Raw genomic sequence first — 13,327 nt, 5'->3', positions numbered from 1 at the left:
CCCGCCATGCAAACGCTACGCATCCGCCCGGTTGCGGGCCGCGTCGTGCGCGATCCCGCGTTGCACGACCTCATTACCGAGCCTCGCAAGGTCGTCGCGACGAGTTTCTGGCGTCGCCGCATCCGTGACGGCGACGTCTCGCTCGACGAGTCCCCGCCATCGGCACCTGTAGCCGCCTCGCAGGCCGCAGGGGCACCCGCGCACGCAGGCAGTGCCGCGAAAGCCGCCGCGAGTACGAAGCGCACGACTGAGGGAGACCCGCAATGATCCCGTTCAAGCACCTTCCCGCGAATATCCGCGTCCCGCTCTTTTACGCGGAGGTCGATAATAGCTATGCGAATACGGCGCAGACGACGCAGCGCGCGCTCGTGATTGCGCAAATTACGGCGCAAGGTACTGCGACGCCGAACGTGCCGGCCATCAGCCAGGGCAGCGACGACGCCATCGCCGCAGGCGGACAGGGCTCGATGCTCGCGATGATGCTCGCGATGTATCGCCTCAACGATGCCTTCGGCGAGGTCTGGTATCTCCCGCTCAAGGACGCTCCGGGCGCACTCGCCGCAACCGGCCAGGTCGATATCACGGCGGCTCCCACTGCTGCCGGCACGCTCTATCTCTACATCGCCGGGGTCCGCATCGCGCAGCCGGTACAGCCGACCCAGACCGTTGCGGATATCGCGGCGGCGCTCGTCGCGACGATCGGCGTCACGCCGGGGCTACCGGCCAAGGCGGCGGCTGGAACGGGCGGCATCGTCTCGCTGACTGCGATCAACAAGGGACCGTGCGGGAACGATATCGACCTGCGCGTGAACTACCGGGGCACGCCGGCCGGTGAAGTCCTGCCGACCGGCCTGACGGTCTCGATCATGCCGATGTCGGGCGGCGCGACCGCGCCCGACCTGAGCACGGCACTCGACGCGCTCGGCGATGAACCGTACGACTTCATCATCAGCCCGTACAGCGATCCGATCTCGCTCGATGCGCTCAAGACCTTCATGGATGACGTGAACGGGCGCTGGTCGTGGCAACAGATGCTCTACGGGCACGTGTTCGCGTCAGCGCGCGGCACGCTCGGCGGACTCGTCGCGATCGGTACCGCGCGCAACGATCCGCACGCGTCGATCATGGGCTTTAACGATAGCCCTACACCGTCATGGCTCTGGGCGACGGCGCTCGCAGCATCGTCAGCGGTCAGCCTGCGCGCTGATCCGGCGACGCCCCTACAGACGCTGCCACTTATCGGCGTGCTACCGCCGCCCGTGGAGTCCCGCTTCACGCTCTCGGAGCGCAATTCGCTCCTCTATGACGGTATCGCCACTTTCATGGTGGCCGATGACGGAACGGTCGCGATTGAAAACCTGATTACCACCTATCAGGAAAACGCATACGGCCAGCCCGACGACAGCTACCTCGAAGTCGAAACGCTGTTCACGCTCGCAGCGCTGCTGCGGCACCTGCGAATCATCGTCACGAGCCGTTACGGGCGCGTAAAGCTCGCGGACGACGGGACACGCTTCGCGGCCGGCTCGAACATCGTCACGCCAAACATCGTCCGTGCTGACCTGATCGCGGCGTATCAGGAGGACGAATACAACGGGCTCGTGCAGGACAGCTCTGTATTCGCGAAGTCGCTGATCGTCGAGCGCAATGCGACCAGCCCGAACCGTCTCGATGTTCTCTGGCCCGGCATCCTGATCGATCAGTTGCGGATTTTCGCGCTGCTCGCTCAGTTCCGCCTGACCGCATCCTAATTGGAGGTGTGCGATGGCAGACAACACGAACCGCCTTGCCGGGATCGCGTATATCGCCGTGAACGGCCAGAGCTACATGCTCGCGGCCGAACTGTCCTACTCGCCGGGTGTCGTCGAGCGAGAGTCACTGATCGGACAGGACACGGTACACGGTTACGCGGAAAAGCCGCGCGCGCCATTCATTTCGGGAAGCTTCCGCGATGCGGGCACGCTGACAGTCGCGGACTTTAATGCGATGACCAATGTAACAGTCACGTGCGAACTCGCGAACGGCAAAACCGTGATTGGTCGAAATATGTGGACCGTCGAGGCGCAGGAAGTCAAGACCCCTGAAGCGACCTTCGAAGTGAAGTTCGAGGGCTTCAGTGGTTCGGTCACTGAGCAGTAAGGGGGCACGCATGACTGAAAAAATCACGCTCCTCGCGCCCGTCGACGGCATTACTGAAATTGCCTTGCGCGAGCCGACCGTCGACGAGATCGCCAAAGTCACCGACGACGAAAAAAAGTTCGGCGCAGTCCGCGCCATGAAAAACCTGATCGCGGTCATGGCAGGCGTTGACGTCTCGGTCGTCGGTCGTATGGGCGCGCGCGACTTCAATGCGTGCAACAAGTATCTTTCTGCTTTTTTCGAGTAGTCCCGCCGAACCTTCGCGACGTGGTAGCCGAAGTGACATGGTTCTATCACTGGGGACCGCGCGACGCGGGCGCGCTGACGTGGACCGAGCTGCGCGAGTGGTTCGAGCAGGCGCAACGCATCGCAAACATGCAGACGCAGCGGGGCTAGACCGTGGCCGCTAAATCCATCTCGTTCACCATTACGGCAGTCGACAAGGCGACGGCGACCGTTGATCGCGTGAATCGCACCATCGCGAAGATGACGCGCCCGTATGAGAACCTCGCGCGCAGTGCGCAGCGTTTCTCCAAGGCGTCGGGCCTCGATCGCGTTTCGAAAGACCTCGCGAATGTTGCAAAGAATGCGGAAAAGGCGGCGGGCAGCATCATGAAAATGGGCGCGCCGCTGCTCGCGATCGTCGGCGGCGGGACAATCGCCGGTCTCTCGGAGATGGTCACGCAGTGGGAGCGCATGGGCGCGCAGACGGAACGCACTGCGCGTCTGCTCGGCATTACTGCGGGAGATCTTACGCAGATGCGCGGAGCCGCGAACCTGATGGGCGTCTCGTCGGAGTCGGTAACGGCGGGCTTCCAGTCATTGCAGGACACCTTGCAGGACGCGCGCTGGGGTCGCAATCAGGCCGCGTTCGCGACGCTGACCGCGTTGGGTGTGAAGCTCAAACAGACGAAGGCCGGAACGATCGACACGCAGGCCGCAATGTACGACCTCGCGGACGTATTTCAGCGCATCCAGAAGCGCGACCCGGCAGCGGCGCGCAACCTCGCGCGCAATCTCGGCGTCGAGCAGCTTCTGCCCATGCTCGTGCAGGGCCGACAGGCAATCCAGCGCTACGAAGCCGAAGCGCGACGTCTGCGCGGCGACTTCACGCCCGATATGGCCGATCGCGCGCTCGCGTTCACGCAATCGATCTCCAGCATGGGCCTCGCGCTCGACGGCCTGAAGGCCTCGATCAGCGATCGGCTCGCGCCAGTACTCGGACCCGTGATTGCGCGCATCACCGAGTGGATCGCGGCGAACCGCGACATGATCGCGCAGAACATCGGCGCGATGATCTCGAACGTCGCGGACGCCGTCGCCAAGCTCGTGCAGGGTATCGACTGGCCGACCTTTCTCAAACAGCTTGGCGAGTCGATCAAGGGCATGGCGGTATTCGCGACCGAGGTCGTTAAGGCCGTCAACGCGCTAGGCGGATTCAAGACCATCGCGACGGCCGTCGCCGTCTATATGGCGGGCTCGTTCCTGACGAGCGTCGTGTCGAGCATCAGGACGATCAGCACCGTACTGCGCGCGCTCGGCGCGCTGATGTGGGCGAATCCGGTCCTCGCCGCGCTCGGCGCGATCTTGCTCGCCATCTATGAGATCGTCACGCACTTCGATGATCTCAAGCGCATTTTCAAGGAGATTCCGGCCTTCTTCACCGGTCTGCCCGCGCGCGTACGGGGCTGGCTCGGTATGGGTGAGCCTGTCGCGCCCCAGGCGGCTCCTGCGCCGGGTGCGCCTGCGGGTGCAGGCGCGCCCGCGATCGCTGCCGCTGCGCCGATGGCAGCGGGCGCGCCGGTCGCCGCCGCTGCGCCACCGGCCGGCGCGCTGACCGCGACCGTTGCGGAGTGGTCGAAGAAACTCAACTTCGCCGGGCTCGAAAAACAGTACGGCCTGCCCGCAGGACTGCTTGCATCGGTCGCGCAGCAGGAGTCGCAGGGGAACGCAGCGGCAGTCTCGCCCCGGGGCGCTCAGGGGCTCTTTCAGTTCATGCCGGCGACGGCGCGCGAATACGGTATCAACGCGCTCGATCCGGCGCAATCGGCAAGCGCCGCGGCGAAAAAGCTCTCGGGACTGCTCCAGCACTATCACGGCAACATAACTACGGCGCTCATGGCGTACAACTGGGGCGAGGGTAACGTCGACCGCAAGGGCGCTGCGAATGCGCCCGCCGAGTCGAAGAACTACGCGCCTCAGATACTCGCGCGCATGGGCGGCGAACAGCAGGCGCCCGCGCTGCCGTCGCTCAACGTCGCGCCGCCGCAGAACGTCATCGTCCCCGCTCCGGTCGTGAACGTCACGAATTCATTCCACGTTGCGACCAACGGCCAGGCGACGATCCGTACGCAGACCCCATCGGGTCTGAAGATCGAGCGCTCGATGCAGCCTGAGGCGGCGTAAGAACATGAGCACGCTGATTGCCTCCTCGCCATACTTTGGCGAATTGCAGCGCGCGTCGTGGCGAGGCGTGCCGTTCGCCACGCGACGCGGAACGCTGAAGGTCGGGCGGCGCGTCGCGGTGCACGAATACCCGTTCCGCGATGACGTCTGGGTCGAGGATCTGGGCCGCGCCGGGCGGCGTATCTCGATCACGGGGTTTCTCGTGCAGGACGCCGCGTATGGTGGCGGCGACGTAATCGCGCAGCGCGCGTCGATGATCGCCGCGTGCGAGATGCCCGACGAGGGCGACGGCGAACTCGTGCATCCGTCGCTGGGGCGGCTGACCGTTTCGCTGCTCGACTTCGAATGCGAGGAAAGCGCCGATCAGGGCCGCGCGTTCGAGGTCCGCTTTACCTTCATTACAGCGGGCAGGCAGCAGTTTCCGACGCTCCTCATTGCGACGCAGGCGCAGACCGGCCTCTCGGCGCTTGCCGCATTCGCTGCTGCTGCGCAGGACTTCGCCAATCAGATGTCAGCGCTACTCACGACGCCGCCAGTCATCGGCGAACTCGAACGCACTGCGCAGGCCTTCGTCAATAACGCGCTCTCGATCACGGCGCGCGCGACCAATCTCGTCTCGATGGTCGCGACGCTGCCGGGCAACTTCGGGCGCTATGTCGGGCAGTTCACCGCGAGCATAAAGAATCCTTACACGACGATGGCGCAGCTCTCCGGACAGGTCGCAAAGGCGCATGAGTCCGTGGTCGAGTCCGGCCACGCGCTGACGAGTGCCGCAGCAGTCGCCAACTACGGCGGAATGAGCAGCGCCGCGCAGTCGCTTGTCGGCGCGGTACAGAGCGCGAACCCTGATCCGCACCGGGCGGTGCAATCGCTGCTCGCCCTGCAGCAGGCCACGATAGCGGAGCCGCGCGCGAATGCGGTCCTCGCCACCGCAAGTGGATCGAGCACCGATCTTCACCGGCGCAGCGCGGTGATCGCGCTCGCGGACAGCACCGCCGACTATGGGCTCGCCTCTTACGACGATGCGCAGGCACTGCGCGAGACGGTCTGCGACGCGCTCGATACGGAGATCGTGGCCGCGTCGGACAGCGGTTGCGATGCGACGTATCAGGCACTCCAGGCGCTACAGACAGCGGTCGTGCAAGACCTCACGACGCGCGGTAACTCGCTCGCGACCACGCAGGAAGTCGATCTCGCGCAATCGATGCCGATGCTCGTCCTCGCGTACCGCCTCTATCAGGACGTCGCGGAGTATGACGCGCTCGTGCAACAGGTCGATCCGGTCAATCCGGCGTTTTCGCCGGTCTCGTTCCGCGCCGCGCTCCTTTCGTCGACGTCTGGCTCGCGCACTGCCTGAGACGCGTCAACGATGGCTGACGATGTTTCACTCACGATGGGCGGCTCGACGATATCCGGATGGACCGCCGTGCGTGTGACGCGCGGTATGGAGCGCATTCCGGCCGACTTCGATATTGCACTCACGGAGCGTTACCCGGGCGAGGCCGATGTGGTCGTGAATGAGGGCGATCCGTGCGTGCTCTCGATCGGTGGCGATTCCGTCATTACGGGCTATGTCGATCGCGTGAATGACCAGTACGACGCGCACAATCATCTGCTCGCGATATCGGGGCGCGGCAAGTGCGAGGACCTGATCGACTGCTCGGCGCAGTTCGACTCGTTCCAGTTCATGAATGCGACCGCCGCCGAAATTGCGACCGTACTCGCGAAGCCGTTCGGTATCAGCGTGAAGGCAGCAGCGGGCGGCCTGCAAATCAGGCAGTACATCATGAATGTAGGCGATACGCCGTATAGCGTCATCGATACCGTCTGCAAGCTCTCGCAGTTGCTGTGCTACGAAAACACGGACGGCGATCTCGTGATAGCGCCGCTCTCGACTGACGAAGCGGCGGGCGGCTTCGCGCTCGGCGTGAACTGCAAGCGCGCGGGCTATCTGCGCGATCTCTCGCAGCGCTTCAGCGAGTACCGCGTGTACCTCGTCGGTGTCTCGTCGACGGTCGACGCGGGCAACCAGTCGTTCATTGAATACACGGTGCGCGACACGATGATGCCGCGCTATCGGCCGAAGGCATTTATTGCGGAGACGAACGACGCGGGCGCAACAGTATCGAACCAGCACGCGCTTTGGGAGTGCAATCGGCGTATCGGGCGCGGCAATATCGTCACCGTGACTACTTCGTCATGGCGCGATAGCGCGGGCACGCTCTACGCGCCGAACACGCTCGCCGCGCTCTCGATGCCGCAGCTAAAGCTCATCGAGGGGCAGAAGTTCACCATTAGTGAGGTGACGTACAGGCGAGATATGGGCGGGACCTCGTGCGACCTCATTCTGATGCCGCCTCAGGCATTCCAGCCCGAACCGATCAATTATCTGCCACTCGCGCAGGACGTAGGCGCAGCGATCGGCCAATAGGGATGGACTCGCTTTTCTGGAGCATCGTGCGCTCGCTCTCGCGCGGACGGCTGACGCGCATCGACGATAGCGGCGTGGTGCAGCTCGTGCAGATGCAGCTATCGGAGAACGAGACACGGGACTCAACACCGCGCCTCGCTGAATACGGTTTCCAGTCGAATCCGCCCGCAGGTAGCGATGCGGTCGCGGTCTTTCTCGCGGGTAAGCGCTCCAACGGAATTGTCATCGCGTGCGGTAGCCAGCAATACCGTATGCGCGGCCTGAAGTCGGGCGAAGTCGCGCTCAGCGACAACATCGGGCAGTCGGTCTATCTCACGGCGTCGGGCATCGTGGTCAACGGTGGCGGCAATCCGGTACTCGTCACCGATACGCCAACGATCACGCTCGACTCGCCGACCGTGCATTGCACCGGCAATCTGAATGTGGATGGGAATATCACCGGCCAGAAAGAGATATCCGATCACGGCAACAAGTCCATGTCGGGTATGCGCTCGACCTACAACAGCCATACGCACCCGGTCGCAAACGTACAGAGCGGTGGCAGCACCGTTACAAGCAATCCTCCGAACCAGCCGCAACTCGATGCGGCGAACGACCCGAACATCAACGATCCGGACGCCTGAGCAAATACATGGCCGACGTCTCGACAGTCTGGGTCATTCCCGACATGCGCGGCGATTGGGTGATGGCTGGCGCGTCCCTGCAATCGGGCGACGACCTCAAGACGGCGGTGCTGATCTCGCTTTTTTCCGATCGCCTCGCGCTGCCGTCCGACGAGACACCGGACGGCGACCGGCGCGGCTGGTGGGGCGACGATCCGCTCTATCCGATCGGCTCGCGCCTCTGGCTGCTCGATCGCGTTAAGGGCCCGCTCGACGTACCGCAGCGTGCGCAGGACTACGCGCAGGAAGCCCTGCAATGGATGATCGATGACGGCGTGGTCGCCACCTTCGATATCTCGGCGCAGTGGATCAGCCCCAATCGTCTTGACCTCACCGTTATCGCGAATCGCGCAGACGGCAGGACCGTCGCGATGAACTTCCCGCAGGTCTGGACGCGCTAAAGCGGTCCTCCCCATCATGCCTTTCTCGCGCCCAACGCTTACGCAGTTGCGCAACGCGAGCGCGCAGCAACTGAATGCGGAACTGCCAGGGGCAGACGCGCTGCTGCGCTTCTCGAATCTGCGCGTGATTGCCGATATCGATGCAGGCCTCGCCTGCATGCTCTACGGCTATCTCGACTGGATTGCACTACAGGCCACGCCATTCACGGCGACGGACGAATACCTCGAAGCGTGGGGCGCACTTAAAGGCGTGACGCGCAAGCCATGCGCACAGGCGTTCGGCCAACTGACGTTCACGGGCACGAATGGCGTGATGTTGCCGATTGGCTCGATCGTCACGCGCAGCGATAACGTCCCGTACACGACGACCTCTGCTGCTCAGGTCACTAACGGCTCGGTGACAGTCACCGCGAGCGCGAACCCGGACCCGCAGGGATTGACAGGTGCGAATGGCGACTGCGCAGACGGTACGCAGTTCACGCTCGCCAATGCGATCGCAGGCATCGACTCGACCGGGACAGCGGCAACGGCTTTCACGGGCGGCGCGGATATCGAGAGCGATGACGACTACCGCGAGCGCGTCCTTTACCAGTATCAGAACCCGCCGCAGGGTGGTTCGGCATCCGACTACATCGAATGGGCGCTCGCCGTTCCAGGTGTCACGCGCGCCTGGTGCACGCCGAACGGCTACGGCGCCGGCACGGTCGTCGTGTACGTCATGCTCGATAACGCGAATGCCGCAGAAGGCGGCTTTCCGCAAGGCACCAATGGCTGTGCGACGGCGGAGACACGCGGGACGACTGCGACCGGCGATCAGTTGACGGTCGCGAATGCGATCTATCCGCAGCAACCGGTAACGGCGCTCGTGTATGGCGTCGCGCCGACTGCGCAGGCTATTCCCATGAGCATCAAGGGCGTCGCCGTGCAGTATCAGGCTGCGGTTATTGCCGCGCTACAGGCTCAGCTACTCGCAGACGGTCAGCCAGGCGGCAAGGTGCTCGTCTCGCATCTCTGGAGCGCGGTCTCGTCCGTCCCGGGCGTGAACGACTTCGTGATTCTCTCGCCGACGCAGGACATTCAACTGTCAACTGGCGCTCTGCCGACGCTCGGCGCGATCACGTGGAGCTAGGACGAGATGACCGCTCCGCGTAATAGCGCCGCCGACTATGGCGACGTGCTGCGCAAGCTCCAGCCTCGCGGGCGCGTATGGACTCGTGAGGGCGATGGCACGCAGGCCGCAGTACTCGACGCGCTCGGCTTTACCGCAGAGGCACTGGACGGCGCAGCGCTAACGCTGATAGCCGCCGCATTCGCGGGGACCGTAACGGACTTCCTGCCCGAATGGGAAGCGACGTTAGGACTACCGGACCCATGCACGGGCGCGAACCCTTCGACGCAGCAGCGCCGCGCGCAGGTCGTCGCGCGCCTCACCAATGAGGGCGGACAGAACGCCGCTTTCTACATCGAGTACGCCGCGGCGCTCGGCTATCAGATCACGACGAGCAACTACGCACCGTTTCGTGCGGGACAGAGCCGCTGTGGGCAGCAGCTAGGCACTCAGGACTGGTTCTTTACGTGGTCGATCAACGCGCCGCAGAACTCAGTTACTCACTTCGCGGCGGGTCAATCAGCAGCGGGCGATCCGCTCGCGACGTGGGGTAACGCGGTCCTTGAGTGCGAGATGAACGCGCTCAAGCCTGCACACACGATTCTGCAAGTCCATTATTCATAGGGGACTGGCGTATGTTCCAGATCGACAATTCGACTGCTGTCAGTGCGCAGCCACCTTCGACACCGGCAGGCGCGGCGGGGTTCTTTACCGATGGCAATCCAGCCTCGAATCTCGCGGCGACTATTGTCCCCGCCGAGTGGCTGAACTCCGTGATGATGGAACTCGTCAACGCGGTGACGGGCTCGGGGCAGACCTTGAATAAGGCCGCGTTCAATCAGCTCTGGACCGCGATGCAGACCATCGCGAAAAATCCGGGAGTGACGCCACCGCAATTCGATAACACGACGAAAACGGCCACCACGCAATTCGTGCAACGCGCGCTCGGGAACTATCAGTCAGGCGTGGTGACGGCAGGCGGAACGATCAATATCACTTCCGCACAGGTGGGCGGATTCTGGGATATCTATTCGAATGCGACCGTAACCGTGCCACCCGCTAATTCCGTCCCGCTGGGCTCTGCCCTATCTTTCTCGGTCGGTACGGGCACGGCAGTTTTCAACTGTTCCGGGAGTGACAACTTTTATTTCAATGACAGCACTCCAAACGCGTCGACCTATACGCCGCCGCCGGGCATCTCATTCCGTCTCGTCGCGATCAGCTCGACCCAATGGTTCGTTGCGATTGAAGGCGTCGGAAAGAAATCTCTGGTTTCCAGTGGGTATCAAACATTGGCAAGCGGCTTGATGGTGCAATGGGGATATACCGGCGCGTCAGTAGTGGGCGGCAGCAATGTGACTTTTCCCACGACGTTTCCGCACAGTCTATTTATGGTCGCGCTTGCCGCGCCGACAATCGGTGCAGCAATTATTCCCGTCATTCCCACCACAAATCAGAACACCTCCAGCTTTCCGTTTGCGCTGTTCAACCTTTCCGGGACAAGCATCGCCGGCACCGGCACCAACTATATCGCAATGGGGAATTGAACATGGGCCAAAAGCACGCGCACCTCGACGCCGACCGCATCGTAATCGGCTTCTACGACGAGGACATTCACGGCGAGAACGTTCCCGGTGATGCCGTCGCGATCACCGACGACACGTACACGATGTTGCTCGATGGACAGAGCAACGGCAAGCGTATGAGCGTCGACGAAAGCGGCGGCGCAGTACTGCTCGATCAGCTTCGGCCGACTGATGAACAACTCGCGATATCCGTGCGGGCGCAACGTGACGTGCTGCTGCACGAGACGGACTGGATCACGACGCGTCAGAGCGAAGTAAAGCCGCCACCGATCCCTGAGACGGAATATCAAGCCATCCTCGCGTATCGTCAGGCATTGCGCGACATACCGCAGCAGGCCGGGTTCCCGCTCGACATCGACTGGCCGCAGTTGCCTCAGTCATGAAACCCGATCTCGTGCGCGCGCTGCGCTCCGCGCTGCTGTGCGTGATCGTGTTCGCCGGCGTCGTGGCGATCGTCTGCGCGCTCGGCTGTACGTGCGTGCGCATCGCGGGCAACGGCAACACGCTGACCGACATCGGCGGCGACACCAGCATGGTCCCGCAGCCACGAGAGGCACGCCCGTTACTGCGGGACTACGCGGAGCCGCTATCGGCAAGACCGTAGAAGCTCAGCGCGAAAAAAAGCCCGCCGCGAACGACGGGCCGATCTAACTGTCCACTCGTGGATGCGGACAAATCAATTCTATGGCTGACCAGGGACACTGCGCCAGCCAGACGCTAGAGTTTGGCGGTTACGGATGGAGACGGAAGCCGACGACAAGTGCGATCGGGAATCTGCCTTGCTCTGGCAGATTCTTCGCCCGGAGGTCATCATGTGCTATCAGAAACCCGTCCAGCTTTTGCAGAACCTGCTCGAAGCCACGCCGCTCGTACCGAATGATCGTGGCTTTGCTGCGATGGTCGACTTCGGCCACTTCTGCGCCTATACGGGCTGCTCTGAGGAATGCTCGGGCCACAGCCATTCGCATCGTCAAGCTCGCCGATATCGATGCAAAAACGACCGCCTCGGTAGGGTGAGCATGATTCGTCCGATCGAAGCATCGGACCTTATGCTCGGGACGTCGAGCCGACGCCTCATATCGTTAAGCGTTGTTCGACGCCTGCCCATGTCTGCTGCCGCGTGAGTAAGCGACGGCGTATGCGGGCAGGCGTTGGACAACGCTCGAGGGAGGAAACCGCGGGGTGTACCGAGGCGGTTATGGGGATTGAAGTGATCGCGTGGCCCGGCTGATCACGCGTTGATCGGACGAAGCCGAGGCTGGCCTGATGCCGATGAAGTTGCGATGCCGTCGCACAGCGCATTGGTCGCGACTGCCGACAGGCGGCAACTTCTGCCTGGCGAGATGCACACAAACGTCTCCTGCTGGCGCTCGTTGCCGAGGAGCCGACAGTCGGACTGAAGATACCTGGTCATTCTGGTTCACGCATCACCTCTGCAACCAGGTGGCGCGCGAATCGGGTGGCTACGCGGCAGGATATCGACGATGACCATCGGTGCGCCGCAATGCCGGCAGACAAATGTCGGTGCCGTTGTCTGGGCTGACGCGTCTTTACTGGCGGCAATGGTTGCCGGAGCGTGCAACAGCGCGCGTATCGTCGCCAGGTTCTGCCGGCGCACCGGGTTGGCGAGCAGACCGTAATGGCGGATGCGGTGGAAGCCCCCGGGCAGCACATGCAGCAGGAAGCGTCGCATGAATTCCTGGGGCGCAAGCGTCATCGTCTTGTGGCGTGTGCGGCCGCTGGCCCGATAGTCCTTCCAGCGGAAGGTCACGCCGCGCTCGTCGAACGTGACGAGGCGCTGGTTGGAGATGGCCACGCGATGCGTATAGCGCGACAGATACGCGAGTACTGCCTCAGGACCAGCGAACGGGCGCTTCGCATACACCACCCATTCGCAGGCGCGCAGTGGCGCAAGCCACCGGGTAAAGACCGCGGGATCGGCAAGTGCAGCGTACTCGCCAAAGAAGCGTAGCTGGCCCCGGCGACAGGCATGGGTGAGTTCTTCCAGGAAGCGCCGCCGGAACAGCCTCGAGAGCACACGTACTGGCAGGAAGAAGCCGGGCCGGCATGCGACCCACCGTTCACCGTCAGGCGCGAGGCCTCCTCCGGGAACGATGCCATGTACGTGAGGATGGTGCGTCAGCGCCGAACCCCACGTATGCAGCACCAGCGTGGCGCCAATCCGCGCGCCCAGATGCTTCGGATCGGCGGCGATGGTACGCAGGGTTTCGGCGGCAACGTCGAACAGCAGCCCGTAGATGATCGACTTGTTGTACCAGGCGATCGCGCTGATCGCCGCAGGCAGCGTGAAGACCACGTGGTAATACCCGACCGGTAGCAGATCGGCCTGACGTGCCTCGAGCCACCGGTGCGCGGCGCTCCCTTGGCACTTCGGACAATGGCGGTTACGGCAGGAGTTGTAGGCCACCTCGATCTGTTCGCAGCCACAACAGCGCAACACGTGCCCACCCAGCGCCGCGCTGCGGCACTGTTCGATCGCCGACATGACCTTCAGCTGTCCCAGGCTCAGCTGTACGGTCTGTCGCCACGCGGGCCCATGCGCGCGGAAGACGTCCGCGACTTCGGGCACGGCA

The 13,327-nt window shown here is 63.3% G+C and carries 17 protein-coding genes; 16 read left to right on the top strand and 1 reads right to left on the bottom strand.

The window, feature by feature from the left end; all coding sequences use genetic code 11:
* Positions 1-6: 6 nt before the first annotated feature.
* The 16 genes from QFZ94_RS36785 to QFZ94_RS36710 all read left to right on the top strand — a co-directional run bounded on the left by QFZ94_RS36785 (position 7) and on the right by QFZ94_RS36710 (position 11,857).
* Positions 7-267 carry a DUF2635 domain-containing protein gene (locus QFZ94_RS36785; protein ID WP_429462913.1) on the top strand — a complete coding sequence of 87 codons (261 nt, stop codon included), beginning with the start codon at positions 7-9 and terminating at the stop codon, positions 265-267.
* On the top strand, positions 264-1,751 hold the full coding sequence (locus QFZ94_RS36780) for a phage tail sheath subtilisin-like domain-containing protein (protein ID WP_429462912.1): 1,488 nt from the start codon (positions 264-266) through the stop codon (positions 1,749-1,751). The genes QFZ94_RS36785 and QFZ94_RS36780 overlap by 4 nt, the downstream gene beginning before the upstream one ends.
* 13 nt (positions 1,752-1,764) lie before the next feature.
* Positions 1,765-2,139 carry a phage tail tube protein gene (locus QFZ94_RS36775; protein ID WP_410852113.1) on the top strand — a complete coding sequence of 125 codons (375 nt, stop codon included), beginning with the start codon at positions 1,765-1,767 and terminating at the stop codon, positions 2,137-2,139.
* A 10-nt stretch (positions 2,140-2,149) separates the two neighbouring features.
* Positions 2,150-2,386 (top strand): phage tail assembly protein, encoded by a 237-nt coding sequence (locus QFZ94_RS36770; RefSeq protein WP_429462911.1) that lies wholly within the window; start codon positions 2,150-2,152, stop codon positions 2,384-2,386.
* A 20-nt stretch (positions 2,387-2,406) separates the two neighbouring features.
* Positions 2,407-2,535: a GpE family phage tail protein gene (locus QFZ94_RS36765; RefSeq protein WP_429462910.1), complete on the top strand. Its 129-nt coding sequence runs from the start codon at positions 2,407-2,409 to the stop codon at positions 2,533-2,535.
* 3 nt (positions 2,536-2,538) lie between these two features.
* On the top strand, positions 2,539-4,545 hold the full coding sequence (locus QFZ94_RS36760) for a transglycosylase SLT domain-containing protein (RefSeq protein ID WP_429462909.1): 2,007 nt from the start codon (positions 2,539-2,541) through the stop codon (positions 4,543-4,545).
* A gap of 4 nt (positions 4,546-4,549) precedes the next feature.
* Positions 4,550-5,902, top strand: coding sequence for a DNA circularization protein (locus QFZ94_RS36755; RefSeq protein WP_429462908.1), 1,353 nt, complete (start codon positions 4,550-4,552; stop codon positions 5,900-5,902).
* A gap of 12 nt (positions 5,903-5,914) precedes the next feature.
* Positions 5,915-6,976 (top strand): phage baseplate assembly protein, encoded by a 1,062-nt coding sequence (locus QFZ94_RS36750; protein WP_429462907.1) that lies wholly within the window; start codon positions 5,915-5,917, stop codon positions 6,974-6,976.
* 2 nt (positions 6,977-6,978) lie between these two features.
* A complete protein-coding gene (locus QFZ94_RS36745) occupies positions 6,979-7,599 on the top strand; it encodes a phage baseplate assembly protein V (RefSeq protein WP_429462906.1) in 621 nt (206 codons plus the stop codon).
* A gap of 8 nt (positions 7,600-7,607) precedes the next feature.
* Positions 7,608-8,039: a phage GP46 family protein gene (locus QFZ94_RS36740; RefSeq protein ID WP_429462905.1), complete on the top strand. Its 432-nt coding sequence runs from the start codon at positions 7,608-7,610 to the stop codon at positions 8,037-8,039.
* A 16-nt stretch (positions 8,040-8,055) separates the two neighbouring features.
* Positions 8,056-9,168 (top strand): baseplate J/gp47 family protein, encoded by a 1,113-nt coding sequence (locus QFZ94_RS36735; protein ID WP_429462904.1) that lies wholly within the window; start codon positions 8,056-8,058, stop codon positions 9,166-9,168.
* Positions 9,169-9,174: 6 nt separating this feature from the next.
* Positions 9,175-9,771, top strand: coding sequence for a YmfQ family protein (locus QFZ94_RS36730; RefSeq protein WP_429462903.1), 597 nt, complete (start codon positions 9,175-9,177; stop codon positions 9,769-9,771).
* An 11-nt stretch (positions 9,772-9,782) separates the two neighbouring features.
* The gene (locus tag QFZ94_RS36725; RefSeq protein ID WP_429462902.1) at positions 9,783-10,694 is read left to right on the top strand and encodes a gp53-like domain-containing protein; all 912 of its coding nucleotides are present in this window, start codon (positions 9,783-9,785) and stop codon (positions 10,692-10,694) included.
* A 2-nt stretch (positions 10,695-10,696) separates the two neighbouring features.
* Complete coding sequence (locus QFZ94_RS36720) at positions 10,697-11,116, top strand: tail fiber assembly protein (RefSeq protein ID WP_410852124.1); 420 nt, start codon at positions 10,697-10,699, stop codon at positions 11,114-11,116.
* On the top strand, positions 11,113-11,337 hold the full coding sequence (locus tag QFZ94_RS36715; RefSeq protein ID WP_410852125.1) for a hypothetical protein: 225 nt from the start codon (positions 11,113-11,115) through the stop codon (positions 11,335-11,337). Before QFZ94_RS36720 ends, QFZ94_RS36715 begins: the two co-directional genes overlap by 4 nt.
* Before the next feature lie 133 nt (positions 11,338-11,470).
* A complete protein-coding gene (locus tag QFZ94_RS36710; protein ID WP_429462901.1) occupies positions 11,471-11,857 on the top strand; it encodes a hypothetical protein in 387 nt (128 codons plus the stop codon).
* A 296-nt stretch (positions 11,858-12,153) separates the two neighbouring features.
* Here the strand turns inward: QFZ94_RS36710 and QFZ94_RS36705 are convergent, their stop codons facing one another.
* The gene (locus QFZ94_RS36705) at positions 12,154-13,323 is read right to left on the bottom strand and encodes an IS91 family transposase (protein ID WP_429455915.1); all 1,170 of its coding nucleotides are present in this window, start codon (positions 13,321-13,323) and stop codon (positions 12,154-12,156) included.
* Between the last annotated feature and the right edge of the window lie 4 nt (positions 13,324-13,327).

Origin of the sequence: Paraburkholderia sp. JPY465, from assembly GCF_050436725.1 — a bacterium.
Classification (GTDB): Bacteria; Pseudomonadota; Gammaproteobacteria; order Burkholderiales; family Burkholderiaceae; genus Paraburkholderia; species Paraburkholderia youngii.
This window is presented reverse-complemented; position numbering and strand designations above follow the sequence as displayed.

What these genes read in the sequence shown, in the direction of transcription:
- QFZ94_RS36785 (WP_429462913.1), top strand. Translation starts at nt 7, where the DNA reads ATGCAAACGCTACGCATCCGCCCGGTTGCGGGCCGCGTCGTGCGCGAT.
- QFZ94_RS36780 (WP_429462912.1), top strand. Translation starts at nt 264, where the DNA reads ATGATCCCGTTCAAGCACCTTCCCGCGAATATCCGCGTCCCGCTCTTT.
- QFZ94_RS36775 (WP_410852113.1), top strand. Translation starts at nt 1,765, where the DNA reads ATGGCAGACAACACGAACCGCCTTGCCGGGATCGCGTATATCGCCGTG.
- QFZ94_RS36770 (WP_429462911.1), top strand. Translation starts at nt 2,150, where the DNA reads ATGACTGAAAAAATCACGCTCCTCGCGCCCGTCGACGGCATTACTGAA.
- QFZ94_RS36755 (WP_429462908.1), top strand. Translation starts at nt 4,550, where the DNA reads ATGAGCACGCTGATTGCCTCCTCGCCATACTTTGGCGAATTGCAGCGC.
- QFZ94_RS36750 (WP_429462907.1), top strand. Translation starts at nt 5,915, where the DNA reads ATGGCTGACGATGTTTCACTCACGATGGGCGGCTCGACGATATCCGGA.
- QFZ94_RS36745 (WP_429462906.1), top strand. Translation starts at nt 6,979, where the DNA reads ATGGACTCGCTTTTCTGGAGCATCGTGCGCTCGCTCTCGCGCGGACGG.
- QFZ94_RS36740 (WP_429462905.1), top strand. Translation starts at nt 7,608, where the DNA reads ATGGCCGACGTCTCGACAGTCTGGGTCATTCCCGACATGCGCGGCGAT.
- QFZ94_RS36735 (WP_429462904.1), top strand. Translation starts at nt 8,056, where the DNA reads ATGCCTTTCTCGCGCCCAACGCTTACGCAGTTGCGCAACGCGAGCGCG.
- QFZ94_RS36730 (WP_429462903.1), top strand. Translation starts at nt 9,175, where the DNA reads ATGACCGCTCCGCGTAATAGCGCCGCCGACTATGGCGACGTGCTGCGC.
- QFZ94_RS36725 (WP_429462902.1), top strand. Translation starts at nt 9,783, where the DNA reads ATGTTCCAGATCGACAATTCGACTGCTGTCAGTGCGCAGCCACCTTCG.
- QFZ94_RS36720 (WP_410852124.1), top strand. Translation starts at nt 10,697, where the DNA reads ATGGGCCAAAAGCACGCGCACCTCGACGCCGACCGCATCGTAATCGGC.
- QFZ94_RS36715 (WP_410852125.1), top strand. Translation starts at nt 11,113, where the DNA reads ATGAAACCCGATCTCGTGCGCGCGCTGCGCTCCGCGCTGCTGTGCGTG.
- QFZ94_RS36710 (WP_429462901.1), top strand. Translation starts at nt 11,471, where the DNA reads ATGGAGACGGAAGCCGACGACAAGTGCGATCGGGAATCTGCCTTGCTC.